The organism is Aeromicrobium sp. SORGH_AS_0981 (assembly GCF_031453195.1).
GTDB lineage: Bacteria > Actinomycetota > Actinomycetes > Propionibacteriales > Nocardioidaceae > Aeromicrobium.
Genome location: NZ_JAVIZD010000001.1, coordinates 3328040 through 3351567, shown reverse-complemented (window position 1 = coordinate 3351567; position 23528 = coordinate 3328040). Strand labels below are relative to the sequence as shown.

The following is a 23528-nucleotide window of genomic DNA, read 5'->3' as shown; positions in this document are numbered from 1 at the left end:
GAAGCGCGTGGGACGGCTCTGTTCTCTGCACAGATGCCAGCCCTCAGCAGTAGCGCTTCTCGCCGGAGAGTCCCCGGCTTCCATCCGTCACGCCGTTGTTGTAATCGACCTGGTAGTAGGAAACGCTCTTGAACTTCCAGTTGTCTGGCAGGTCGGAGCAGTACTCAAGGTTCTCCTTGTACCGGTTGGCCCCTCGCGCCGCCCAGGTCGAGTAGCTGCTGTACGAGCCCGAGACCGTCGGCCAGTCGTTCGGGATCGGTCCCCAGTTGATGTCTTCCTTGGCGAGCCCGACCTTCACTCGCCAAGTGTCGACGTCCTCGCCACTGCACTTGCCGTTGACGTCGTAGTGGACGTACGAACCGTTGCCCGAGGGGTCATTGGCCTTGCGGCAGATACCAACCGCCGCGTTCGCGGATGAGACGACCGAGCCCGCGGTCAGTGTGAGACACACAGCTGCCACGACTGCGCCTGCTGTTGACTTTGCCTTCATGTTCATCATCTTCTGGGTTGTTGATGGCCCTGCAAAAACTGCGTAGGCTTCCCAATACGGTCAGTCCGGAACGTACTCCTCCCGACGCGCCGCGGTACACAGTCGCGAGGGAAGCGGGAGGTTCACCATGACGTCCGTCCCACATCGCTGCGAGGAATGCGGGTCAGAGGTGCGCAGCGGATCTGAAGCCCCAGCCGGAAGCACAGTGGAGTCGGACGAGCACGAATCCTCCGACTTCTGCCTGAACCCGGACTGCCCGTCGAACTACGCATTCCGCGGATTCCACCGGACAGGCGTCGCTGAATACCTCTGCCTCGAGTGCGGGGCCACCGTGCATCCACCACCGGCAGACTTGGCGAAGCATCGACGCAGCCATGGGGAGCGATCGACGGTCTAAGTGCACCTGCTCGACGGGCGCGCACCCTGGTTCCTCGGGCGCGACGGACGGAGAGGCGCATACGGCGAGTTGCGTAGTACTTGTCCCACCGACGTGGTGGAGGGTAGGTACGCGTGCCTGCGCACTCGACGTTCCTGCTGAGGCTGCAGTCGAGACCGTCAACCTCATCGGCACCGAGTGGCAATTCACTGCAGGCGCCTAAAGCCGTGGTGTGGACAGCATGGCACCGACACGCGGTAGCGCTCGGTGGAGCGGCAAGTTCGCTCGGTTGACCCTACAGCCGGAACAGTCCGTCGCCGTGTTCTTCATCGCTTCTGCGGTCTACCTCGTCGCGGAGAAGGCGGCGAACGACCTCATCGCGCAGCACGGCTGACGCGCTGCGCGCCACTCGCGGTGTTGTCACTCCACGAGAGCGACTCCTCTCGAGTGACCCACACGAAAGCCGGGAGGCTCACCCAATGCGGCGGCCCTGCGGTCGCACTTCGGCACCAGAGGCCTTGAGGATCTTGAGCACCGTGCTCTTGCCGATCCCAAAATGCTCGGCCGTGTTGAGGGCACTCACTTCGTTCTGCGTGTAGTACGCAGCAACGTGCTCTCGCAGCGCCGGCGTGAGGCGACCGTGCCGTCTCGTCTCGGATCGCCTTGGCAAGACGGGCGGAAGGCGCCCGTTGACGCTCGGGACGTTGAGATTGGCTCGACTCAGGACTCCCACGAAGAAGTCCGACAGAACCCGTGCCCCTCGAGGGCGCGGGTTCTGTCGTTCCCGGCCCTACCGGTACGAACGTCGACCGAACGCTGGACGCGTGCGCGGTTGCCCTGCAAGCGCCGGCGACCGGCATACGCTCGAGCCCGTGACAGAGCGGAGTGCAGGGCGGCCGTCGGGCGGACCGTTCATGGTGCTGGGTGCGGTGGGCATCGTCTTCGGCGACATCGGGACGAGCACGTTGTACGCGATGAGTGCCGTGCTCCAGGCCGACACGTCGGGAGGCGGCGCCGTCGCGCGGCCGCTCGTCTACGGCATGGTCTCGACCATCGTCTGGTCGATGATGCTGATCGTGACGGTGCTCTACGTGCGCCTGCTCCTGCGTGCCGACAACGACGGCGAGGGTGGTCTGCTCGCGCTGGTCGGGCTGCTCCGCCAGCGACTGGCGCCGGGTCGGGTGCTGGCCGTGGTGAGCCTGCTGGGCGTCTTCGGCGCGGCGATGTTCCTCGGCGACAGCGTGATCACCCCCGCCATCTCGGTGCTGTCGGCGGCCGAGGGGCTCGAGCTGCTCGACCCGTCGTGGTCGCACGTGGTCGTGCCGTTCGCGTTCGCCGTCCTCGTCGGGCTGTTCGTGATCCAGCGGTTCGGCACCGGCAGGATCGGCAGGCTGTTCGGGCCCGTCATGGTCGTGTGGTTCGCCTCCACCGCGCTGTGGGGAGCGCTCGCCGTCGCGAAGGAGCCCGCGGCGCTCGAGGCGCTCTCGCCGCACTGGATCGTCCTGTACTTCCGTGACGAGCCGCTGATCGCGTTCCTGTCGCTCGGTTCCGTCGTCCTGGCGGTGACGGGCGCGGAGGCGCTCTACGCCGACCTCGGGCACTTCGGCCGTCAGGCCATCGCGAGGGCGTGGGTGTTCGTCGTCCTGCCGGCGCTCGTGCTCAGCTACCTCGGGCAGGCGGCAGCGGTCGCCGGCTCGTCGACGGCCGTGGGCAACCCGTTCTTCGCCATCGTGCCCGGCTGGGCCCAGCTGCCGATGGTGGTCCTGGCGACGCTGGCCACGATCATCGCCTCGCAGGCGGTCATCTCCGGGGCGTTCAGCGTCGTCCACCAGGCGTCCCGGCTGGGCTTCCTCCCGCACCTGCGGACGACGCACACGTCGCGGCACCACGCCCGGCAGATCTACCTGCCGGCCGTGAATTGGACGCTCGGCCTCGCCGTCCTGGCGGTCGTCCTCATCTTCCGCAGCTCGGCGTCGCTGGCGTCGGCCTACGGGGTCGCCGTCACCTCGACGATCACGGTGACGACGCTGCTGTACCTCACCTACCGCTGGCGGTGCGACGGCAGGGTGTCGCCGGGGTTCCTCGTGGGCGCGGCCATCCTCGTCGTCGAGCTCGTCTTCCTCGCTGCGAACCTGCCGAAGGTCCGGTCCGGGGGCTGGCTCCCGCTCGGCATGGGCGCGATCCTCGTCCTGACGATGACGACGTGGCGCGCCGGCCAGCGGCGCATCGAGGCCGCGCGCGCCGACGCCGAGGGACCGGTCGAGGACCTCGTGCCTCGTATCCGCGAGACGGAGGCAGGACTCGCCCGCGTGCCCGGGACGGCCGTCTACCTGACCCGAGGGCCAGGCGTCGTGCCGATCGCGCTCGACGCGATGCTCGACCTCAACCACGTCCTGCACACCACGACCGTCCTGCTCAGCTGGGAGTCTGTGGACGTGCCCGCGGTGCGGCACGACGAGCGCGTGGTCGTCGACGTCCTGGACGACCCGACCGACGGCATCGTGCACGTCCACGCGACGTTCGGCTACCGCGAGAGACCGGACCTCCTCGCCGTGCTGGAGCAGGCCATCCCGCTCGCGGAGGTCGAGCTCGACCACGTCGACCTCGACCGCGCGATCTACTTCACCTCCGTGCCGGTCGTGAAGTTCAGCCCGCGGTCGGGCATGCCGCGCTGGCGCCAGCGGATCTTCCTGACGCTCGTGCGCCTCAGCCCGGACCCCGTCGATGTCCTGCGGCTGCCGCGCGAGCGCACGATCAGCGTCGGTCGGGAGATGCCGTGGTGAGCCTGACACGGTTCGCGTCCCATGGGTCGAGGTCACCGTCAGGACGCGAGACGGGCCGCGCGAGCGCGGACCGTACCTGATACTGGGCTCAACCGAGCATCGGAGGTCCATCGTGCAGATCCTCGACGAGGCGGCGTCGCTGACGCGCTGGGGACTCAACCATGCGCTGCCGCGCTTCGGGATCCAGGCCGGAGCCCGTCGCGGCGACCTGCAGGCTCGGCTGATCATGGCGACCTCGACCGGCAGCGACGGCCAGGCCGGGGGAGGCCTGCCGCTCGACCTCTTCGAGGAGGTGCGCGCGAGCGGGGCGCTGCACAAGAGCGCCTTCGCGTACGTCACGGCCACGCACCCGGTGGTCAAGGAGGTGCTCGGCAGCCCCGACGTGCACGCCGGCCTCGACTTCGGCACGGGCGGGCTGCTCGGTCCCGTGCGCCGCTGGGCCGACAGCAGCACCCCGATCGGACCTCTGACGCCGCCTTCGCTGCTGTCCGTCGAGCCGCCCGAGCACACCCGCTACCGGAAGCTCGTGACGCGCGTCTTCTCCGTCAAGGCGGTACGGGGGCTGCAGGACCGGACCCAGGACATCGCCGACCAGCTGCTCGACGACCTCGCCAGCAGCGACGACGGGACCGTCGACCTCGTCGAGCGCTACTGCGCACTGCTGCCGGTCACGGTCATCGCGGAGATCCTCGGGGTTCCGCACGACCAGCGCGACAAGGTGCTGGAGTTCGGCGAGGGGGCCGCGCCCAGCCTCGACCTCGGGCTCCCGCTGGGACGCTTCCGTGCGGTCGAGCGCTCGCTGCGCGCGTTCGAACGCTGGCTCGACGACCACATCGCCGCCGTCCGCCGCAACCCTGGCGACGACCTGCTCAGCCAGCTCGTGCTCGCGCAGGACGACGACGGGGTCGAGCTGACCGACCTCGAGCTCAAGGCGACCGCCGGCCTCGTGCTCGCCGCTGGGTTCGAGACCACCGTGAACCTGCTCGGCAACGGCATCGCCCTGCTCCACGAGCACCCCGAGCAGCTCGAGCTCCTGCAGGAGAAGCCGGACCTGTGGTCGCGCGCGGTCGACGAGGTGCTGCGCTACGACCCGCCCGTGCTCCTCACCGGCCGCAGCGTCGTCAACGACACGGTGCTCGGCGGACGCGAGGTGCCACGCGGCTCGGTCGTCACGACCCTGCTCGCGGGCGCCAACCGCGACCCTGACGTGTTCGCCGACCCGCAGCGCTTCGACGTCAGCCGCGAGAACGCCGACCAGCACGTCTCGTTCTCCTCCGGCCGCCACTACTGCCTGGGTGCCGCCCTCGCGCGCATGGAGGGCGAAGTCGGGCTGCGCACCCTCCTCACCCGCTACCCGAACCTGACCCTCCAGCCCGGTGCCGAGCGACGCTCGACGAGGATCCTGCGCGGCTACGCGGCGCTGCCCGCTCGGCTCGCAGGGTGAGGACCCGTGGGATCGCCGGGGTTCGGGAGGGCGCTCGATGAGTCATGTCTCGCCTGAGGCGGCCTTTGGTGAGTGGATCGAGGACGTGCAGGCTTCGGCGCAGCTCCACCCCGGTGTGGAGCATCTCGAGAGCACGCTGGAGCACGTGCGAAGAAGTGCTGTCACGGAGTATGTCGACCGTGAGTTCGCGGTCGCACGACTCGGCGATCTGACCCAGAATTGGCCTCCCGGAGCGGTGGAGATCCTGGAGTACGTGCTCCGAGACGCGCGGTGGCCGGAGCTCGAGACCTTGCTGCAGGAGGTCCGGAACGGAGCGGAGGACTTCCGGCACAGAGATCTCGCACGGTGGGTCCTCGAGGTGTACGACGAGGACTGGCCCGGCGGGGAGATCTATCGGCGGTACAGAGAGACGTCGCCGACGAGCGCCATCGATCGTAGTGAGTTCGTCGGACGGCGGTTCGTCAGAGCGTCGCCGGATCAGTAGCGGATCTCGTCCCAATGCTGATTGATCTCGCTCGTGACGCGATGCGATAGTGAGGGAGCCTAGGCGACGCGTCCGCCCCTGGCGGGGTGCTCGTTCTTCGTCCCGGGCACGGAACTCGCAGTGATGGGGGTGAGTCATGTCGTCGACCGGAGGATTCTCGACGAGACTCGCGAGCTCGGTGGGGGAGCGCGACGGGATAGGGCTCGAGCTGACCCTCGACGACGGTGAGGTGATCGCCGAGGTCTTCGAGCGGGAAGCGACCGGGGAACGCACGGTGACGCTCTTTCGTCCCGAGCTGCCCCTCGAGACACTGCTCTGGTTCCTTGCGAAGGTTGATGCGGAACTCTGAAGCATCCTGCGCCGACACGCAATGCAGATGCTCGTCCTTCGAGCGACTTGGACGACGTGATCCCGGAACTCACGGGAGTACGGCTCGGGCGAGCAATGCCGTTTCGCCTGACCTGGTCCAAGGCGCGGACCCGCGCTCCTTCACCCTGGACTAGTGCGACGCCATCCCGCACGCCTGCCCCTCGCCCGCGCCATACCTTTGTACGAAAAACTCCAGTCCGGGCCGTCGACACGGGGCACGTCGTAGCAACCAGTTGAGGCCAACCGCGCTCCGAAGTCCTGGGTATCTACGATCGTGGGCGAGTCTAGGGTGTTCGTCATGCAACCGAACCGCGGTGACGACGACGGTCGCTTCGCTGGGGGTGGCTGAGATCGAAAGTCTCGTAGACCATCTCGAGAAGCATCTCGGCCGGATAGATGCGGGCTGGTCTGTCGATCCGGACGGAGAGAGGACGCCGTTCCAGGTCGTGAAGCTCTCGAGGGGGTCCGACCTTGAGTCTGTTGCCTACTCGACCTTGGGACTCAGTCGCCATGTCCTTCGGTCGCCGCGTTCCGGCCGGGCGATACGTCAAGAGCTGATGATGCTGGCGCCGCCGGCCCTGCGCCACGATGTCGTGGTGTCGCTCCTGCTGCAGGTCGGATTAATGGCGCTGACGAACGAACGAGCGTTGCTCCGCGGTGAGGTGATCGGACCGGCCGGTCCGATCACCGAGGGATCGCGCCTCATGAGCTTCTACATCACCAGTCCGGTGTACTTCCCGGATGAGCTCGCAACCTACGCAGGCCCAGCAGGTCAGGTAGTCGTCCCGTGGCTCGTCCCAGTGTCGGACGCTGAGGCTGTGGCACGTGCGGGCTGGGAAGCCCTCGAGAACGAGTTCGTGTTGCGGGACCCGGACCTCGTTGATCTTCATCGTCCGCCGATGCAAGTCTGAGGGAGACAGACTCATCGTCCACCGCGTGCGTGGATGTGCGAGGGCCAGGTCTGGCCGACAGCCGACGAGCTCGTGCGATCGGCGGACTCGAAGGGAGCTGACCGAATCCGATGGTGACGTCAGGAGTACACGTTGAGGGTTTCCTCCAGCTCGCCAGTCGATGCCTCGATGCGCTCGTCCTTCAGTTCAAGGGCCTCGACCGCCCCACGGTCTGGACGGGACTCTTTGCAGTACCGCGGGATGGAACAGTTCCTGTGCGTTCTGTACGTTTGGAAGGGCTCGGCACCTTCATCCTGCATGGTCGGGGCTGTCGCTTCGAACTCGATTCAGGGCGCGACATTAGTGTCGACTGGGACGGCAAGGGCCGGCTGGTCCTCGACGCCTGGCAGGTCCTGATGTATGCCCGCTCTGCTGGTGACGAACACGTGCAGCAGAAGGAGATCGCCGCTGCCCTCCGCGCTGTGCCAGTCCTTCGACGGATCGATGACGAATCTTTCACGTGGATGGATGATCGTTACGACCTCACACCTCAGGAGGCCAGGATGGGCGGGCCGTCATCGGATTTGTCTGGAACGGAGCCGCAGTGAACTCCGCATCTGGCAAGCGGATGATTGGACCGCTCTCGCCGCAACCTTCCGCCTGTACGGAGGCCGCGACACTTCTCCACTCTGGCGGCGACATAGAACTTCGCTGCCTCTACGAGCGCGAGGGCTCGATGTTCCGAGGGGGCCTGAGGTTCCACAAGGTGCGCGCATATCGGTTTCGCGCCGAAGGCCACTGCACGGCCTGGCATATCGAGGGTGCATACGACACTCTTGTCGAAGTTGTGCCCTCGGAGTGGGTCAGCGACCTGCTCGCGGCGGAGCCGAGCGAGACGTGGGGCTTCTGGACGATCCGTCACTACCTGATCTACATCGACGGAGAAGGTGCCTACGAGGTCGCTGCGCAGGATGTCGAATGGCTGCCGGAGGAGAATGCACGATGACTGTGGAGGCGTCAGACCTCAGCCGGGCTGTGTCACATGCGCTTCGGCACGAGCCGTGGCTCTACGAACTTGAGCTGGACCAGGAGGGTTGGGTGCCGGTCGAACAGCTCGTGTTCGCACTCAGGGAGAGGGGAGGCGCGTGGCTGTCCGTCGACCGTGAGGCATTGGAACGGATGATCCAGGATGCTGGCAAACGCCGGCATGAGCTCGTGGGGGACCGGATCAGGGCTCTGTACGGACACTCGGTCCGTGCTCGAATTCAACGGCAGCCGATGGCACCTCCCGAGCGCCTGTTCCACGGGACGGCTCCGCGCAGCTGGGTTCAGATCCAGTCTGACGGGCTGCTGCCGATGGGACGCCAGTTCGTTCATCTGTCCGTGGACATGGAGACCGCCGAGATGGTGGGACGGCGAAAGAGCGCGTCACCCCTCCTGCTGATGATCGATGCGGCCGCTGCCGCGTCGCGCGGAGTCCCCTTCTACCAAGGCAACGAAGCGGTGTGGCTAGCTGATCGCGTACCGGCGGAGTTCGTCGCGCGTTTGGGCTGAGCTGCGCGCGTTGTGGGCGCTGTGAGCGGTGACCGGGATCAGATGGTTCCTCGGTAGATGTCCGCCAGAGTGGTCCAGAGGCGCGGACAACGGGATTTGCCGAACAGGAGTGATCCGCCTGGCGTCATGCAGCTCAGCAGGGTAGGCCTATCCTGCGATCGCCCCGCGAGACGCTGAGCTACATCAAGGAGTGTGGATGAAGGGCGCATTCTTGCTCGCGCTCGACCCGGGCCTGTTCGAGCAAGCTGCGTCGGTGCTGGTCGCCTTGGGCGGCGAGCGATCCCCGGGCGATATCGACCGGGTCGTGCAGATGCCTGCTCCGGCTGGGCGATTCTTCACGCTGTTTGCGGACCTCCCCCCGGAGACCGTCTGGGAGGTGCGGGAAGGGCCATTCGAGATACTCGACGGCGTCGTCGCCCCCGACATGTCCCTCGTCCACGCGTGCCCGTTCGAGTGCGCCGACGAAGTATTCGCCTCGGACATCGTCGCGCGCATCGCCGAGGCGACTGACAGTGTCAGGTGGATCCTCGACGGGGACGGAGTTCTTTGGGACGCAGCGACCGTGGACCCGGCTGGTCTTCGCCTTTGACCGCTACCGTCGTGGCCATGAAGAGGGCGCTCCCGTCCCGGTGAGCGCGATCTTCCAGGTGCAGCGCCCGCCGGACCATCGTGAAGGCCGGCCGCGAGCAAAGCGCTGAGGAGGTCCTGCGGAAGTTTCTCCCAGTTCCGAGGACACGGTGACGAAACCGCTGTTACGTTGCGGGTCGACCACGGTGCCAGGAGCTCCGCCGCGACGCGGCGGTGCACCGCGGTCCTCACCGGCCCCGCAGCCACTTTCTTGGGAGAACTCGTGTTTCGTCATGCCATCACGCCTGCCCGCGGGGGAGGGGGACGATCGCGCCGTACGGCCGCGACCTCGCCCCGGTCCCTCGTGAGCGTCGCGACGCTCGTCGCGCTCGTCCTGTCCGCCCTCGCGTTCGGCGCGCTGCCCGCGCAGGCCGAGCCGGAGGCCAAGCCCACCGTCGGCCTGCTCAACGCGAACGCGAGCGCGTCCTGGGACGCTGACACCCGTGACAAGCTGAAGGCGACCGGCGGCTTCGCCGACGTCGTCGTCCTGCCCGAGTCCGCTTGTGGTGCCGGTACCCCGACGCTCCAGGACCTGCAGCAGTACGACGCCGTGATGGTGTGGAACGACTGCAACTTCCAGGACCCGCGCGCTCTCGGTGACGTCCTCGCCGACTACGTCGACGGCGGCGGGCACGTCGTGGTCGCAGCCTTCGCCGGAGCGGACAGCATCGCCGGACGGTTCAGCACCGAGGACTACTCGGCCGTCGTGTCGTCCGGGGGCGGCGGGGGCGGCCGCGCCCACCTCGTCGTCGACGACGCCGACGACCCGCTGCTGGCCGGCGTCGGCTCGTTCGACGGAGGCGGCAGCAGCTACCGCATCCCGGTGGCCCCGGCCGAGGGTTCTACCGTGGTCGCGCACTGGAGCACGGGCGAGCCGCTCGTGGTCCGCGGCGAGAAGTCGATCTACCTGAACTTCTTCCCGCCGTCGAGCGACGCCCGCTCGGACTTCTGGGACGCGTCCACCGACGGCACGCGCCTGCTCGCCAACGCGCTCAACGCGACGCTCGCGCCCGTCGTGAAGGCCCCGAGCTTCACGAGCGACGCGACGGCGTCGTTCACGGCCGGGGTCGAGGGAAGCTTCACCGTCACGACCAAGGGCAAGCCCGCGGCGACGATCTCGGCGACGTCCGAGCTGCCGAGCGGCCTGACGCTCACCGACAACGGCGACGGCACGGCCACGCTGGCCGGCACCCCGGCCGCCGGGACGGGCGGCCTCCACGACGTGGCGCTCAAGGCGAGCAACGGCAACGAGCCCGACGCCACGCAGACGCTCGAGCTGACCGTCGACGAGGCCCCGGGGATCACCAGCCCCACCGCCGCCGGGTTCACGGTCGGCGAGGCCGGGTCGTTCACCGTCACCACGGTCGCGGGGTACCCGTCCGACACGGCGCTGACCGTGGCCGGCGACCTGCCCTCGGGCCTGAGCTTCGTCGACAACGGCGACGGCACCGCCACCCTCGCGGGCACCCCCGCGAACGGCTCCGCCGCCACCTACCCGGTCACGGTCGAGGCGTCGAACGCGAAGCTGTCGAGCACGCAGGACGTCACGCTGACGGTGTCGCTCGCGACGCAGACCGTCGCCATCACGTCCGACGCGCCCGCGAACGCGGTGGTCGGTCAGACCTACGCGGTCACCACCTCCGCCGGGGCGTCCGGGCAGCCCGTCGTCCTCTCCGTCGACGAGGCCTCGGCCGACGTCTGCGCCATCGACGGCTCCACGGTGACCTTCCAGCACCCGGGCGCCTGCGTCGTCGACGCCGACCAGCAGGGCGACGGCCGCTACGCCGCCGCCTCGACGAGCCAGACCGTCACCGTCGCGCAGTCCGCGACGTCGACCACGCTCTCGGTCGCGCGCGACACGCTCTCCGCTGCCGTGAAGCCCACGGCTCCCGGCGCCGGCGCGCCGACCGGCACCGTGACCTTCTCGGTCGGCGGCGAGAAGGTCGGCACCGCACCCGTCGTCGACGGTGTCGCGACGCTCGCGTACCGGGTCGAGGCCGGCAAGGAGCGGGCCGTCGCGGCCGCGTACGCCGGTGACGCCGACTTCGTCGGCTCGTCGGACTCGACGGCACGTCAGGACCCGGTCGTCACGGCCAAGGTCACGAGTGCGGTCAAGAAGTCGGCGAGCGGCTGGTACCGCACGCCGGTGACCGTCTCCTTCCAGTGCGCCCCGACGAGCGGCGCGCTGGTCGGCAGCTGCCCCGCGCCCGTCACGCTCGGCCGGGACGGCGCCGGCCAGTCGGTCACGCGCACGGTGCTCGCGGCCGACGGCGGCGCCACGACCGTCACGGTCGCCGGCATCGACGTCGACCGCACGGCTCCGCGGGTCGCGGTCAGGGGCGTGTCGAAGGGCCGGGTCTACGCCGGCCAGGCGCCCCGGGCCACCTGCACGAGCCGCGACGCCCTCTCGGGCATCGCGTCGTGCCGGACCAGCCGGAAGGTCTCGGGCGAGACGGTCACCGTCACCGCCCGTGCCACCGACCGGGCGGGCAACACCAGCACCGCGTCGGTGACGTACCGCGTCGCGCGGTTCTTCGTCGCGGGCGCCACGTTCCGTGACGGCGCGTGGCAGGTGCGTGACGGCCAGACGTACCAGGTGGTCGCGCTGACCTCCGGCACGGCCCGGCCGCAGTACTACAACGCGGCACCGCGGGGCAGCCGTCCGACCGCCTCGGGCAGCTACCTCGTCCGGGCTGGCAAGCAGGCGGGCCTGAACCGCTTCTCGCTGCCGGTGCGGATGGACCGCGGCATGAGCCGCAAGGGTCACTGGGTGCTCGGCGTCAAGACGGGCTCGACCCTGCACACCATCCCGGTGCGTGCGCAGCGCTGAGCCGTCAGCACCCGGAGTCGGGCCCGTCCGTGAAGCTCACGGGCGGGCCCGTCGCCGTCTTGCGCCCTGGCCGTGTCGGCGGTAGGTCTCGCGCCCTTCGGGGTCTACATGGGGCGCGTCACGTACCGCCAGGGCGGATAAGGCGTCTCACCTACCGCCTGGGGGCGGGCGCCGGCGGGCGGGAAGCCGTCAGGCGATGCTCGCGACCACGACCAGCGACACCGCGATCTGGGTGGCGGCCGGGACGAGGGTCGCGGGGTGGAAGGTCGTCTCCATCGCGGTGGCGGCGAGGTCGTCGGGCATGACGATGTCGACGAGTCGGAACGCGACCGCCTGCACGACGACGCCGAACAGCCCGAACACGATCGTGTAGCCGAGGGCCTCGCCGAACGAGGCGTCGGCGTGGTGCCAGATGGCGGTGTAGACCACCAGGCCCAGGCCGAGGATCCCGGAGGCTGCGACGAGAGCCGCGTTCATCGAGCCGGCCATGATGTGCCGGCCCAGGTGGCCCGGCGTGAGCAGGTCGAGCACGCCGTAGCCGACGCCCAGCACGACGATGCCGACGACGGCGTAGGCGAGCGCGTAGCCGACGGAGGTCAGCAGGTCCATGGAGGTCTCCTCGGAGGGGTGGTGGGGGCTGCGGTCAGCGGTGGTCGGTGTCGGCGAGCCAGGACGCGACCTGGTCGGGCGACGAGCGGGGTGTGTCCATCAGGTGCGGGACGAAGCGGGCCCGGGTGGTGGTGATCCGCTCGCGTGACTCGCGGATGCCGAGGCCCGCGGCACGGCCCCCGATCACCCACGTCCCGAGCACGGGGTGGTGGCCGTCGAAGTCGGGCAGGTCGACGTACTGCTGGTAGACCACCTGCTGGCCCTCGGTGTGCGAGCGGGGGACCGACTCGGCGATCGCCTCGCCGTGGATCTCCACGCCGTCGCCCTCCCACCCGAACAACGGCTTCGTGACGTAGCGCCGCATGGCGTAGGGCGCGTCGAAGTAGGAGGGGAGCAGGTTCGGGTGGCCGGGGAACATGTCCCACAGCACCGGCAGCAACGCCTTCGAGCCCAGCAGCAGCTTCCACGGCGGCTCGATCCAGCGCGTCGTGCCCCGCCCGGCGATCAGGTGCTGCCCGAAGATCGAGTCGAGCATCCACTCCGTCGGGTACATGGCGAAGCAGTAGCGCATCTCGACGTCCTCGGGGTCGAGGAAGACCTCGCGATCGTGGTGCCAGCCGATGTCCTCGACCGTCACGCCGAGGGTCTGCACGCCCGCCTCCTGCGCGGTGTCGCGCAGGTACGCGACCGTCACCCAGTCCTCGGTCGGCTCCTCCTGCCCGACGGCGAAGTGCACGACATCGACGCCCTGCGAGCGCAGGTCGCCCCAGCGCTTCACCAGGTGCTCGTGCAGCATGTTCCACTGGTCGCGGTCGGGGTGCGTCTCCTCCAGCCACGTCCACTGGCAGACCGCCGCCTCGACGAGCCCGGCAGGCGTGTCGGCGTTGTACTCCAGCAGGCGGGGCTCGCCCGTGCCGTCCCATGCAAGGTCGAAGCGGCCGTAGAGCGAGATCTCGTCGGGGTCGTCCAAGGACCGGGCCAGCAGCTCGCCCGACCCGGGCGGCAGGCCGAGCCGCTCGACGACGCTCGGGTCGGCGACCATCCGACCGGCGGCCTCCACCGCCATCGCGTGCAGATCGTCGGTGACGCGCTCGAGGTGGTCGACCTCGGCCTCGCTCAGCACGTAGCAGGCCGACTCGTCCCAGTACGGCAGGTGCTCGCCGTCCTCGGCGCGGTCCACGGCGTACGTGAGTCCCTCGCCCTCGACCTTCGCGAGCCAGTCGGGCCGTGGCTCTGACGCGAGTCGTCGCACGTCAGCCGCCGAACGAGCTCTTGCCGGAGAAGAACCCGCCGCGGGTCACCTCGCCGCCGTCGTAGGCCACGCCTCCGCGCTTCACCGACGACGGAGGCGGGGTGTACGAGCCCTGGCCCGAGGTCTTCTCGCCGACGCCGGGCGCCGTGCGGCCCGCCGGGATGTAGTACCAGCCGTAGCCGCCACCGCCGGACGAGCCGCCGCCGCTGTCGGACGAGCCGCCGTCGACCGAGGAGTCGTCGTCGCAGCGCTCGTCGGTCACGCGGGTGTCGGTCGACCGGTCCACGCAGACGGCGCGATTGTCGGCGCCGCCGTCGTTCGAGATGGCCACGATCGCGGTCACGGCCAGCGCCACGGCCCCGACGCCCACGATGGCGGAGCGCTTCCTGTCGTCGTCCACGCGAGCACGGTAGCGAAGGGCGAACCGGTGCGCCCGTCCAACGTGGTCATGCAGGGGGGAGGTCGATGGTGAACGTCGTCGGGTCGTGCGTCGACGTCACGCTCACCGTGCCACCCACGGTCGCCGCGACCCGCCGCGCGAGGGGGAGGCCGAGGCCGGCGCCCTCCGCGTCGTCGCTGCGTCGGAACCCGGCGCGGAACACGTCCTCGCCGTGAGCGGGATCGAGGCCGGCCCCGTCGTCGCTCACCTCCACGACGACCCGGCCTGCGCGGCGGCGCACGACGACCTCGACCCGCGTGCGGGCATGCCGCACGGCGTTGTCGACCACGGGTCCGACGATCCGCTCGACGAGCTCGGCGGCGGCCGCCACGTGCAGACCGGCCGCTGCGGCGACGTCGGTCCGGACGTCCGCGGGAGGTCGCGCCGCGACGAGAGCGGCGACCACCTCGCCGACGTCAGCCTGCCGCGGCGACCCGGTGGCGTGGCGCGCCACCTCCAGCAGCGCCGTGATCGTGCCGTTCAGCCGGTCCACCTGCTCGAGCACGCGGACGAACCGCTCGCGGACGTCGGGGGGCGGTGATCCGAGCAGGGCGAGCTCGGCCTCGCCACGCAGCGCGGTCAGGGGCGTGCGCAGCTCGTGCGCCAGCTCACCGGTCAGGCGCTGCTCGGCGCGGATCGCCTGCGCCACGCGGTCGAGCAGGCGGTCCAGCGTCCGACCGAGCCGGGCCAGCTCGTCGTCGCCCGTGAGGTCGAAGCGGGCCTCGAGGTCGTGCGCGCTCCACTCGTCGGCGGACTCGGTCATCTCGCCGACGCGGCGCAGCGTGCGCGACACGGTCCAGGCCGTCGTGGCGGCGGTCCCCGCGACCACGAGCAGCGCCGCCACGCCGAGCGCGCCGAGCAGGATGTCGCGGCTCGCCTCGTAGACGTCGAGCGACTCGGTGGCGACGACGACGGCGGTCAGGTCGTCGCGTCCGGGGACGGCGACCGGTCGGGCCCGGAACAGCCGCTCGCCGCGCTTGAGCGTCGTCGCCTGCCGTACGTCGGCAAGCCCGTCGACCACCTCCGTCGTCCGGGCGCTGGCGTCGGGGCCCGACACCTCCACGCCGGAGGCGTCGAAGACCCAGACGCCGTCGAGGACGGTGTCGGCCCCCACGTCGGGAACCTCGACCCGTCCCTGGCGGGCGGCGAGCGACGCGGCCACGGTGTCGATGCGGTCGTCGAGCGCCGTCTGCACCTGCGACGCCATGAGCTGGTTCGCGGCGAGCAGCACCACCACGAGCATGAGCGCCATCGCACCCGTCGTGATGAGTGCCGTCGTGAGCACGAGCCGCCCACGCACCCCTGGCGAGCGGCTCATCGCAGCACGAACCCGACCCCGCGCACGGTCTCGAGGGTCACCGGGGCGTCGATGGCCTCGAGCTTCACGCGCAGGCGGCGCACGTAGGTGTCGATGGTGTTCTCGTGCACGATCGCGCCGTCGGGCCAGCCGGCCGCGACCACGGCGCGTCGCCGCACGACCTCGCCCGGTCGGGCGGCGATGGCGGCCAGCATCCTGAACTCGGTCGGCGTCAACCGTTGCTCGCCGTCGGGGGAGCGGACGGAGAACCGCTCCGGGTCGAGGACGAGCCCCGTGGCCTCGGCCGGCGCGCTGCGCGAACGGCGCATCAGGGCGTCGAGGCGCACGAGCACCTCGCTGATCGAGAACGGCTTCGGCACGTAGTCGTCGCCTCCCGCGTGGAAGCCCGAGACGCGGTCGTGCACGGCGTCGAGCGCCGTCAGGAACAGCACGGGCGCGTGCTGGCCGCCGGCCCGCAGCGCCTGGCAGACGTCGCGCCCATCGGCGTCGGGCAGGCCGATGTCGAGGACGAGCGCGTCGAGCTCCGTGTCGGTGCCGAAGAGCTCCATCGCCTCGCGTCCCGTGCGGGCCAGCACGACGTCGTGCGACGAGAGCCGCAGTCCCTCGACGAGGACGCGCCGCACCGACGCGTCGTCCTCGCACACGCCGATCCTGGCCACGGGCTCATCCTGCCCGACGTGCGGGTGAGCGCGGCGTGATCGGGCAGCGACGTTCAGGTGGCGTACAGGTGGCCGCTCCTAGCGTGGCGGCATGACCAGCATCACCGGCACGACCCGTGTGCGTGGCGTGGCGACGAGCCTGCCCAGGGTCGTGTGGGTGCCGTGCGCAGCCGGGGTGCTGGCGGCGCTGCTGCGCATGACCTGGGCCGACCGCGGTCTCGGGTCCGACGAGGCAGGGTTCCTGACGGTCGCGGGACAGTGGGGTCCCGGGACGTCGCTCTACGGCCACTACTGGGTCGATCGGCCACCGCTGCTGATCACCCTGTACCGGCTGGCCGACGGGCTCGGCGGTGCCGTCGGGCTCCGCGTCGTCGGTGCGCTGGCCGTCGTCGTCGCCGTGGTCGTCATCGGTGCCGTCGTGCGCCGTGCGACCGGCTCGGCGACCGCGGCCGCCTGGACGGCCGTCGTCGCCGCAGCGCTGCTCGCCTCGCCCGCCGCGGGCGCGTACGAGGTGGACGGGGAGCTCTTGGCAGCGCCCTTCACCGCGCTCGGCGTGCTCGGCGTCGTGCTCGTGTGGCGCGGCCCCCGTCGGCGCGACCACCTGCTCGGTGGCGTGCTGGCCGGGGCAGGGCTCTTGGCCGCGCTGATGGTGAAGCAGAACATGGTCGACGTGCTCGTCGTGGCGTCGGGTGTGGTCGCGCTCGGCGCGCTCACCCGGACCCTGCGTCTTCGCACCCTGCTGGTCGCCCTCGTGGGGGCGGCTGCCGGTGGCGTCGCCGTGGCGGGGGTGGTGCTCGGGTGGGCCGTGCTGCACGGCACGTCGCCGGGTGGGGTCTGGTACGCCATGTACCCGTTCCGCGTGGCCGCCGGCGCTGCGCTGGCGTCGTCGCGAGGTGTCGCCGCGCACGCGCGAGGTCTGCACCTGCTGGCCGCCGCGGTGGTCGGCGGCGTCGTGCCCGCCCTGGCGTTCCTGCTCCTCGGCGTGCGGCGGATGCGTCGCGACGTGCGACTCGTCGCCGTCGTCACGCTGGCCTGGACGGCGTGGGCGGCGGTCTCGATCGCCATCGGCGGCAACTTCTGGACGCACTACCTCGTGCAGCTGGCCCTGCCCCTCGCCGTGGGCGTCGGGCTGCTCTCCACGGCCCGGCCCCGGCTCGCGACGGTCGCCGCGGCGAGCTGCCTCGTGCCGGCGGTGCTGAGCGCGACGGTCATGTCCGCACGCGCCGACGACCTCACGCGCGACCAGAGAGTGGGTCACGCCATCGGTGCCGCCTCGGTCGGGGCCGACTCCCTCGTCGTCGCCTGGGGCCACCCCGGGGTCGTGCAGGGCAGCGGGCTGACCTCGCCGTACCCGTCGCTGTGGAGCCTGCCCACGAAGACCCTCGACCCCGACCTGACCGGCTTCACCGCGGTGCTCGCCGGTCCGCGCGCGCCGACCTGGGTCGTCACCGGACGCAGCCTGCGCTCCTGGGGCCTGCGCACCCACGATGCCACCGCCGTGCTGCACCGCCGCTACCACCGCGTCGCCGACGTGTGCGGCTCCAGCGTCTACCTGCGCGACGGGCTGGCCCGTCCCGTCCCTGCCGCCGACTGCGGCTGACCCGAGGAGGACCCATGAGGAACATCGTCATCGTCCCGACCTACGAGGAGCGCGACAGCATCGTCGTGGTCCTCGACGCCCTGGCCGCGACCGCGCCGGACGCCGACGTGCTGGTCGTCGACGACGCCAGCCCCGACGGCACGGCCGACGTCGTGCGGGCCCACCCGCGCTTCGGACCGCACGTGCACCTGCTGGAGCGCGCGGGCAAGGACGGTCTCGGCGCCGCGTACCGCGCCGGCTTCCAGTGGGCGCTGCAGCACGGCTACGAGGGCATCGTCCAGATGGACGCCGACCTGTCGCACCCGCCGGAGCGCGTCCCGGCGCTGCTCGACGCCCTGCGCGACGTCGACGTGGCCGTCGGCTCCCGGTACGTGCCGGGAGGCGGGTCGCGCGGGTGGCCCTGGCGGCGACGCCTGCTGTCGCGGGCGGGCAACGTCTACGTGCGCGCCGTGCTCGGCCTGCACGTGCACGACTGCACGGCCGGGTTCAAGGCCTTCCGGGCCGAGGCGCTCGTCGCCGTCGGGGCGCTGACCTCGCGGTCGGAGGGCTACAGCTTCCAGGTGGAGAACACGTGGCGGGCGCAGCGAGCCGGCCTGCGGGTCCGCGAGCTGCCCATCGTCTTCACCGAGCGCACTGCCGGGGCGTCGAAGATGTCGACGACCATCGCGCTCGAGGCGCTGCGGCTGCCTCTCGTGTGGCGCCGCGAGGAGCTGCGTCGCGCCCTGGCCCCTCGACGTCCGGTCGAGGTCGGCGCCGCATGACGCTGCTGCGACGGCTGCTGACGCGCGAGGTGCTGACCTTCCTCGTGGTCGGCGGCTCCGGGTACGTCGTCGACGTCGTCGCGTTCAACGAGCTGCTCGTGCTGCCCCCGTTCCGGTCGTGGGACCCGAGCGTCGCCCGGGTGCTCGCCGTCGGCGTCGCGATGGTCGTGACGTTCGCCGGCAACGCCGCCCTGACATGGTCGGGACGACGGTGGGGGCGGCGCGAGGTCGCGTGGTTCGTGCTGCTGAACGTCGTCGGGCTCGGCTTCTCGGTGGTGTGCCTGCTGGTCTCGCACGACCTCCTGCACCTGACGTCGCGGCTGGCCGACAACGTGAGCGCGAACGGCGTCGGCCTGCTGCTCGGGACCGTGTTCAGGTTCTGGACCTACCGGCTGCTGGTGTTCCGGGAGGACGCCGGGCCGGCAGCCGTGGGCGCGGGCGACCCGCGCCGGCAGTCAGGTGGCCGTCAGGTGGAGCCGGGGACGATCGCCTCATGACCGCCGTCTTCACCCCTCTCCTGCTGACCCTCGGGCCGGCCGCGGTGCTCGTCGTCATGCTCGTCGTCTTCGCCGAGACGGGGCTGTTGCTCGGCTTCGTCCTGCCGGGGGACTCCCTGCTGTTCCTGTCCGGCGCGCTCGCGACGTCGCACGTCATCGGGGTGCCGATCTGGCTGGTGATGATCGGGGTCGTGCTGGCTGCCGCCGCGGGCGACCAGCTCGGGTACCTCATCGGTCGTCGGTACGGGCCGGCCGTCTTCCGGCGGGAGACCTCACGGTTCCTGCGGCCCGAGTACGTCGACCGTGCGCACGACTTCTTCGAGCGTCGGGGCAACGCAGCGGTCATCATCGGACGCTTCATCCCGATCATCCGCACCTTCACGCCCACGGTGGCCGGCGTGGCCCGCATGCCCCGTGGTCGGTTCACGGCCTACAACGTCGTCGGCGCCGTGCTCTGGGGGAGCGGGATGGTGGCGCTCGGCGCGCTGTTCGGCGGCATCCCGCTGGTCGCCCACCACGTCGAGGTCATCACCATCGGCTTCGCCGGTCTCTCCGTGGTCCCGCTCGGCATCGAGCTGCTGCGCATGCGACGCTCGCGGGCGCGCGCCGTGCAGGCGCCGGGACCCTCGGAGCCCGCTGGGACCTCGGAGCCTGCCGCGTCTGCCGAGGCTGCGTAGCCGACGGCGACCTCGGCCACCGTCGCCGGTGTGGCGACGGCCACATCCACAGAAGATGCACTCAGTGCAAGCACCTGCCTAGTCTGGAAGAGTGACCGAGTCCGTCGACCGACGCCAGCAGCGCGGCGAGCAGCACCGTGAGGCGATCCTCGCGGCTGCTGCCGACCTCGTCGCCGAGACGGGCTCCGTGCAGCTCAGCACGGAGGTCCTGGCGCAGCGCGCGGGCGTGTCGCGCCGCACCGTCTTCAACCACTTCGCGACGCTCGACGAGGTCGTCACCGAGGTGCTCGCCCGCAGCATCGGCGAGGCCGTCGACGCGCTCGAGTCCGCTGCTCGTCGCGTCGAGGGCGACGACACGCTCGACGGCACCTTCGCCCGCATGTCCGCGGTCTTCGAGCAGACCGACCTGACGCCGCAGATGTCGTTCCTGTGGTCGGTGCTCAGTGTCGACGACACGCTGCCGCGGCGCTACGGCCACGTCATCGACGACGCCTTCCACCGTCTGCGCGACCTCCTCCTCGCCACCGCTCGCGAGCCGGGGGACACCACGGACACCTTCGGCCGCGAGCTGCTCGTCACCTCGCTCATGAACGGCACCGCCTTCGTCGCGCAGCGGTGGTGCGAGGAGACCCGCGGCGTCGTCGACGACGACTCCCGTGCGCTGTGGACGTCGCTCGTCGTCCGCATGACCGACCAGCTCGGCCGTGGCTACCGCCACGCCGGAGCCTGACCCTGTCCGCTCGAGACCCGAGAGAGACCACCATGGCATCGTTGCTCTACCGACTCGGTCGCTTCGCGGCCCGCCGCGCCTGGACCGTGCTGGCCGCCTGGGTGGCGGTCCTCGCCCTCGCCGCCGGCGCCTTCGCCCTCTTCGGCGGCGCGCTGACGTCGACCGTCACCATCCCCGAACACGCCCACGCAGCGCGTGGCCGACCAGCTGGCGGAGCGCTTCCCCGACGCGAGCGGCGGCAGTGCCACGGTCATCTTCCGCAGCGAGGACGGCAAGGCGCTCACCGACGCCCAGCGGTCCGGGATCGCAGCCGTGCTGAAGAAGGTCGACCGCGTCGACGGCGTCTCCGGCACGGTCGACCCGTTCGCGGTCGAGCAGCAGGTCGGCGCGCAGGTCCAGAAGCTGGAGGACGGTCGACGTCAGCTCGAGCAGGGACGCGAGCGCCTGAAGGCGGGAGAGCGGCAGCTCGCCGCGGCGCGACAGCAGCTCGAGGCCGCGCCCTCGGCGCCGCAGGCGCAGCGCGAGCAGCTCGCCGCCCAGGAGGAGGAGCTCGCGCAGGGTCGCAAGGAGCTCGAGGCCCAGGGTCGCACGCTCGACGACGGCGCGGCGCTGCTGAAGCTCAGCGAGGGTCTGCGGCAGGTGTCGGAGGACGGGACCACCGCCCTCGCGCAGGTGCAGTTCACGGACGAGCTGGTCGAGGTGACGCCGGAGGTCCGTGAGGACGTGCTGGCCGCGCTCACCGACGACCCGGTCGACGGCGTCGAGGTGCTGCCGTCGGCGGAGATCTCCCAGGAGATCCCGAACGTGTTCGGCCCGGGCGAGGCGGTCGGCCTCGTCGTGGCCGCGATCGTCCTCGTCGTGATGCTCGGGACGTTCGTGACGGCGGGCCTGCCGCTGCTGAACGCGCTGCTCGGCGTCGGGGTCGGCGTGCTGGCGAGCCTGTCGCTGTCCGGCGTCGTCGAGATGCTGTCGGTCAGCCCGGCCCTGGGCGTGATGCTCGGCCTGGCGGTCGGCATCGACTACTCGCTCTTCATCATCAACCGCCACCGCAAGCAGCTCGCGCGTGGCATGGACGTGCACGAGTCGATCGGCCTCGCCAACGGCACGTCGGGCAACGCGGTCGTGTTCGCCGGCAGCACCGTGCTGATCGCCCTGCTCGCGCTCAACGTCGTCGGGATCGGGTTCCTCGGCGTCATGGGCACGGTCGGCGCGATCTGCGTCTTCGTCGCGATCCTCGTCGCCATCACGCTGACGCCCGCGATGCTCGGTCTGCTCGGTCGCCGGGCCCTGACCCGCAAGGAGCGCGGTCAGGCGCCGGAGCCGGAGGGTGCGCACCTGCCCGCCGACCGCCCGATGAGCACCGTCCGGGCGTGGCTGACCGTGGTCGGGACCGTCGTCGTGCTGCTCGTCGTGGCGATCCCGGCGCTCTCGATGCGCCTCGGCCTCAACTCGGCCACGTCGGAGCCCGAGGACTCGGTCGTCTACCAGTCGTACAGCACGGTCGAGCGGGCGTTCGGCCCCGGCGCCAACGGCCCGCTGCTCGTCGTCGCGACGCTCGACGAGCCGGTCACCGACGCGACGCTGACGTCGGAGCAGCTGCGCCTCGGCGAGCTGCTGCGCGACCAGGGCGACGTCACCGCCGTGGCACCGGTGGGCGCGTCCGAGGACAAGATGCTGCTCGCGTTCCAGGTGGTGCCGAAGACCGGACCGTCCGACGAGGCGACCGAGCAGCTCGTCCGCGACGTCCGCGACCTGCGCGCGGACGGCGTGGCGTCGTTCGGGGTCGCCGGAGCGACGTCGGGGAACATCGACGTGAGCGCGCAGCTCTCCGACGCCCTGCCGGTCTACCTCGCGGTCGTGGTGGGGCTCTCGTTGCTGATCCTCGTGCTGGTGTTCCGCTCCATCCTGGTGCCGCTCACCGCGACGCTGGGCTTCGTGCTGTCGCTGCTCGCGACGTTCGGCGGACTCACCGCGATCTTCCAGTGGGGCTGGATCGGGTCGGTCTTCGGCGTGCACGACCCCGGCCCGGTGCTGAGCTTCCTGCCGGTCATCCTCATCGGCGTGCTGTTCGGGCTGGCGATGGACTACCAGCTGTTCCTCGTGTCGGGGATGCGCGAGGCGCACGCGCACGGTGCGCCGGCGCGGGTGGCGGTGCAGCGGGGGTTCCACGCGGGCCGCTCGGTCGTCATCGCGGCGGCGCTCATCATGGTGTCCGTCTTCGCGGGCTTCATCTTCGCCGACTCCGGGATGATCAAGTCGGTCGGCTTCGGCCTGGCCTTCGGCGTCCTGGTCGACGCGTTCGTCGTGCGGATCCTGCTCGTCCCGGCCGTCATGCACCTGCTGGGCGAGTCGGCCTGGTGGATGCCGCGCTGGCTCGACCGCATCCTGCCCGACATGGACGTCGAGGGTGCCGCGCTCGAGCGCTCCCACCCCCAGCCCGGACCGCACCCCGAGGACGCCCAGCGCGACGCCTCCAGTCCCCGCTGAGCGTGACGTTCGCGGGCCGGGAGCAGCGTCCTCGCCCCGCGAACGTCACACTCAGGGGGAGGGGAGGTGGTGCGCGTGGGTGAGCTGCACGGACTGGTGCTGGCGGCCGGGGCCGGTCGACGGCTCGGGCGACCGAAGGCCACGGTGGTCGACGCGCACGGCGAGCCGTGGGTCGCGCGTGCCGTCCGGGTGCTGCGCGAGGGCGGGTGCGAGGCCGTGCACGTCGTCCTGGGCGCGGAGGCCGACACGGCACGCGCGCTCGTGCCGGCCGAGGCGCGGGTGGTCGTCGCGGACGACTGGGCCGAGGGGATGTCGGCGTCGCTGCGCGCCGGGCTGCGTGCCGTCGCCGCGACGTCGGCCGACGCGGTGATGATCCACCTCGTCGACCTGCCCGACGTCGGCGCCGACGTCGTCGCGCGGGTGGCGGCACGCGGCTCGGGGCCCGACGCGCTCGCACGCGCAGAATTTTCTTCGCGCCCCGGTCACCCCGTGCTGATGGGGCGCGACCACTGGTCCGCATGTGCGGCGACGTTGACCGGTGACCGGGGCGCACATGCGTACCTGACCGGCGCGTCCGCGACCGCAGTCGCGTGCGACGACCTCGCGTCCGGAGAGGACCGCGACACCTCGCTCGAGGGCACCTGAGGATGGT

Annotated in this window: 23 protein-coding genes; 17 read left to right on the top strand and 6 right to left on the bottom strand. The window is 70.9% G+C overall.

What is annotated here, in order from left to right; genetic code table 11:
- Nucleotides 1-43: 43 nt before the first annotated feature.
- Entirely contained in the window at nt 44-499 is a 456-nt protein-coding gene (locus QE370_RS16540; RefSeq protein ID WP_309635017.1) for a hypothetical protein, read from the bottom strand.
- A 1239-nt stretch (nt 500-1738) separates the two neighbouring features.
- Between QE370_RS16540 and QE370_RS16535 the strand changes: the two genes are divergently transcribed.
- From QE370_RS16535 to QE370_RS16490, 10 genes are all read left to right on the top strand, one after another.
- Nucleotides 1739-3649, top strand: a complete 1911-nt coding sequence (locus QE370_RS16535) for a KUP/HAK/KT family potassium transporter (protein ID WP_309635016.1) — start codon at nt 1739-1741, stop codon at nt 3647-3649.
- Between the two features lie 112 nt (nt 3650-3761).
- Nucleotides 3762-5093, top strand: coding sequence for a cytochrome P450 (locus QE370_RS16530; RefSeq protein WP_309635015.1), 1332 nt, complete (start codon nt 3762-3764; stop codon nt 5091-5093).
- A gap of 37 nt (nt 5094-5130) precedes the next feature.
- The gene (locus QE370_RS16525; protein ID WP_309635014.1) at nt 5131-5577 is read left to right on the top strand and encodes a hypothetical protein; all 447 of its coding nucleotides are present in this window, start codon (nt 5131-5133) and stop codon (nt 5575-5577) included.
- A gap of 136 nt (nt 5578-5713) precedes the next feature.
- The gene (locus tag QE370_RS16520) at nt 5714-5926 is read left to right on the top strand and encodes a hypothetical protein (RefSeq protein ID WP_309635013.1); all 213 of its coding nucleotides are present in this window, start codon (nt 5714-5716) and stop codon (nt 5924-5926) included.
- A gap of 334 nt (nt 5927-6260) precedes the next feature.
- Nucleotides 6261-6857, top strand: coding sequence for a suppressor of fused domain protein (locus QE370_RS16515; RefSeq protein ID WP_309635012.1), 597 nt, complete (start codon nt 6261-6263; stop codon nt 6855-6857).
- Between the two features lie 110 nt (nt 6858-6967).
- Nucleotides 6968-7444 (top strand): DUF6896 domain-containing protein, encoded by a 477-nt coding sequence (locus QE370_RS16510; RefSeq protein ID WP_309635011.1) that lies wholly within the window; start codon nt 6968-6970, stop codon nt 7442-7444.
- Complete coding sequence (locus tag QE370_RS16505; RefSeq protein ID WP_309635010.1) at nt 7441-7842, top strand: hypothetical protein; 402 nt, start codon at nt 7441-7443, stop codon at nt 7840-7842. The genes QE370_RS16510 and QE370_RS16505 overlap by 4 nt, the downstream gene beginning before the upstream one ends.
- On the top strand, nt 7839-8390 hold the full coding sequence (locus tag QE370_RS16500) for an RNA 2'-phosphotransferase (protein WP_309635009.1): 552 nt from the start codon (nt 7839-7841) through the stop codon (nt 8388-8390). Before QE370_RS16505 ends, QE370_RS16500 begins: the two co-directional genes overlap by 4 nt.
- 196 nt (nt 8391-8586) lie before the next feature.
- Nucleotides 8587-8979 (top strand): hypothetical protein, encoded by a 393-nt coding sequence (locus QE370_RS16495; protein WP_309635008.1) that lies wholly within the window; start codon nt 8587-8589, stop codon nt 8977-8979.
- 342 nt (nt 8980-9321) lie between these two features.
- Nucleotides 9322-11847 (top strand): Ig domain-containing protein, encoded by a 2526-nt coding sequence (locus tag QE370_RS16490; RefSeq protein WP_309635007.1) that lies wholly within the window; start codon nt 9322-9324, stop codon nt 11845-11847.
- A 189-nt stretch (nt 11848-12036) separates the two neighbouring features.
- Here QE370_RS16490 and QE370_RS16485 read toward each other — a convergent pair whose 3' ends face one another.
- Genes QE370_RS16485 through QE370_RS16465 form a run of 5 tightly spaced genes read right to left on the bottom strand, consistent with a single transcriptional unit; the run spans nt 12037 to nt 16124 of the window.
- Complete coding sequence (locus QE370_RS16485; RefSeq protein WP_067856032.1) at nt 12037-12456, bottom strand: DUF350 domain-containing protein; 420 nt, start codon at nt 12454-12456, stop codon at nt 12037-12039.
- A gap of 34 nt (nt 12457-12490) precedes the next feature.
- Nucleotides 12491-13708: a glutathionylspermidine synthase family protein gene (locus QE370_RS16480; protein WP_309635006.1), complete on the bottom strand. Its 1218-nt coding sequence runs from the start codon at nt 13706-13708 to the stop codon at nt 12491-12493.
- Between the two features lies 1 nt (nt 13709).
- Nucleotides 13710-14108, bottom strand: a complete 399-nt coding sequence (locus tag QE370_RS16475) for a hypothetical protein (protein ID WP_309635005.1) — start codon at nt 14106-14108, stop codon at nt 13710-13712.
- 46 nt (nt 14109-14154) lie between these two features.
- Nucleotides 14155-15465 carry a HAMP domain-containing sensor histidine kinase gene (locus QE370_RS16470; RefSeq protein WP_309635004.1) on the bottom strand — a complete coding sequence of 437 codons (1311 nt, stop codon included), beginning with the start codon at nt 15463-15465 and terminating at the stop codon, nt 14155-14157.
- A complete protein-coding gene (locus QE370_RS16465) occupies nt 15462-16124 on the bottom strand; it encodes a response regulator transcription factor (RefSeq protein WP_309635003.1) in 663 nt (220 codons plus the stop codon). The genes QE370_RS16470 and QE370_RS16465 overlap by 4 nt, the downstream gene beginning before the upstream one ends.
- A gap of 91 nt (nt 16125-16215) precedes the next feature.
- On the opposite strand from QE370_RS16465, the gene QE370_RS16460 reads away from it, so the two are divergent.
- The 7 genes from QE370_RS16460 to QE370_RS16430 all read left to right on the top strand — a co-directional run bounded on the left by QE370_RS16460 (nt 16216) and on the right by QE370_RS16430 (nt 23521).
- Nucleotides 16216-17724 (top strand): hypothetical protein, encoded by a 1509-nt coding sequence (locus QE370_RS16460; protein WP_309635002.1) that lies wholly within the window; start codon nt 16216-16218, stop codon nt 17722-17724.
- Between the two features lie 14 nt (nt 17725-17738).
- The gene (locus tag QE370_RS16455) at nt 17739-18485 is read left to right on the top strand and encodes a polyprenol monophosphomannose synthase (RefSeq protein WP_309635001.1); all 747 of its coding nucleotides are present in this window, start codon (nt 17739-17741) and stop codon (nt 18483-18485) included.
- Complete coding sequence (locus tag QE370_RS16450) at nt 18482-18982, top strand: GtrA family protein (protein ID WP_253027073.1); 501 nt, start codon at nt 18482-18484, stop codon at nt 18980-18982. The genes QE370_RS16455 and QE370_RS16450 overlap by 4 nt, the downstream gene beginning before the upstream one ends.
- Nucleotides 18979-19659 carry a DedA family protein gene (locus QE370_RS16445; protein WP_309635000.1) on the top strand — a complete coding sequence of 227 codons (681 nt, stop codon included), beginning with the start codon at nt 18979-18981 and terminating at the stop codon, nt 19657-19659. Before QE370_RS16450 ends, QE370_RS16445 begins: the two co-directional genes overlap by 4 nt.
- 91 nt (nt 19660-19750) lie before the next feature.
- Nucleotides 19751-20389, top strand: a complete 639-nt coding sequence (locus QE370_RS16440; protein ID WP_309634999.1) for a TetR/AcrR family transcriptional regulator — start codon at nt 19751-19753, stop codon at nt 20387-20389.
- A 195-nt stretch (nt 20390-20584) separates the two neighbouring features.
- The gene (locus QE370_RS16435; RefSeq protein WP_309634998.1) at nt 20585-22876 is read left to right on the top strand and encodes an MMPL family transporter; all 2292 of its coding nucleotides are present in this window, start codon (nt 20585-20587) and stop codon (nt 22874-22876) included.
- Nucleotides 22877-22951: 75 nt separating this feature from the next.
- Complete coding sequence (locus tag QE370_RS16430) at nt 22952-23521, top strand: nucleotidyltransferase family protein (protein WP_309634997.1); 570 nt, start codon at nt 22952-22954, stop codon at nt 23519-23521.
- The last annotated feature ends 7 nt before the right edge of the window (nt 23522-23528 follow it).

What these genes read in the sequence shown, in the direction of transcription:
- QE370_RS16540 (WP_309635017.1), bottom strand. Translation starts at nt 499, where the DNA reads ATGATGAACATGAAGGCAAAGTCAACAGCAGGCGCAGTCGTGGCAGCT.
- QE370_RS16525 (WP_309635014.1), top strand. Translation starts at nt 5,131, where the DNA reads ATGAGTCATGTCTCGCCTGAGGCGGCCTTTGGTGAGTGGATCGAGGAC.
- QE370_RS16520 (WP_309635013.1), top strand. Translation starts at nt 5,714, where the DNA reads ATGTCGTCGACCGGAGGATTCTCGACGAGACTCGCGAGCTCGGTGGGG.
- QE370_RS16510 (WP_309635011.1), top strand. Translation starts at nt 6,968, where the DNA reads ATGGTGACGTCAGGAGTACACGTTGAGGGTTTCCTCCAGCTCGCCAGT.
- QE370_RS16500 (WP_309635009.1), top strand. Translation starts at nt 7,839, where the DNA reads ATGACTGTGGAGGCGTCAGACCTCAGCCGGGCTGTGTCACATGCGCTT.
- QE370_RS16495 (WP_309635008.1), top strand. Translation starts at nt 8,587, where the DNA reads ATGAAGGGCGCATTCTTGCTCGCGCTCGACCCGGGCCTGTTCGAGCAA.
- QE370_RS16485 (WP_067856032.1), bottom strand. Translation starts at nt 12,456, where the DNA reads ATGGACCTGCTGACCTCCGTCGGCTACGCGCTCGCCTACGCCGTCGTC.
- QE370_RS16470 (WP_309635004.1), bottom strand. Translation starts at nt 15,465, where the DNA reads ATGAGCCGCTCGCCAGGGGTGCGTGGGCGGCTCGTGCTCACGACGGCA.
- QE370_RS16460 (WP_309635002.1), top strand. Translation starts at nt 16,216, where the DNA reads ATGACCAGCATCACCGGCACGACCCGTGTGCGTGGCGTGGCGACGAGC.
- QE370_RS16455 (WP_309635001.1), top strand. Translation starts at nt 17,739, where the DNA reads ATGAGGAACATCGTCATCGTCCCGACCTACGAGGAGCGCGACAGCATC.
- QE370_RS16450 (WP_253027073.1), top strand. Translation starts at nt 18,482, where the DNA reads ATGACGCTGCTGCGACGGCTGCTGACGCGCGAGGTGCTGACCTTCCTC.
- QE370_RS16445 (WP_309635000.1), top strand. Translation starts at nt 18,979, where the DNA reads ATGACCGCCGTCTTCACCCCTCTCCTGCTGACCCTCGGGCCGGCCGCG.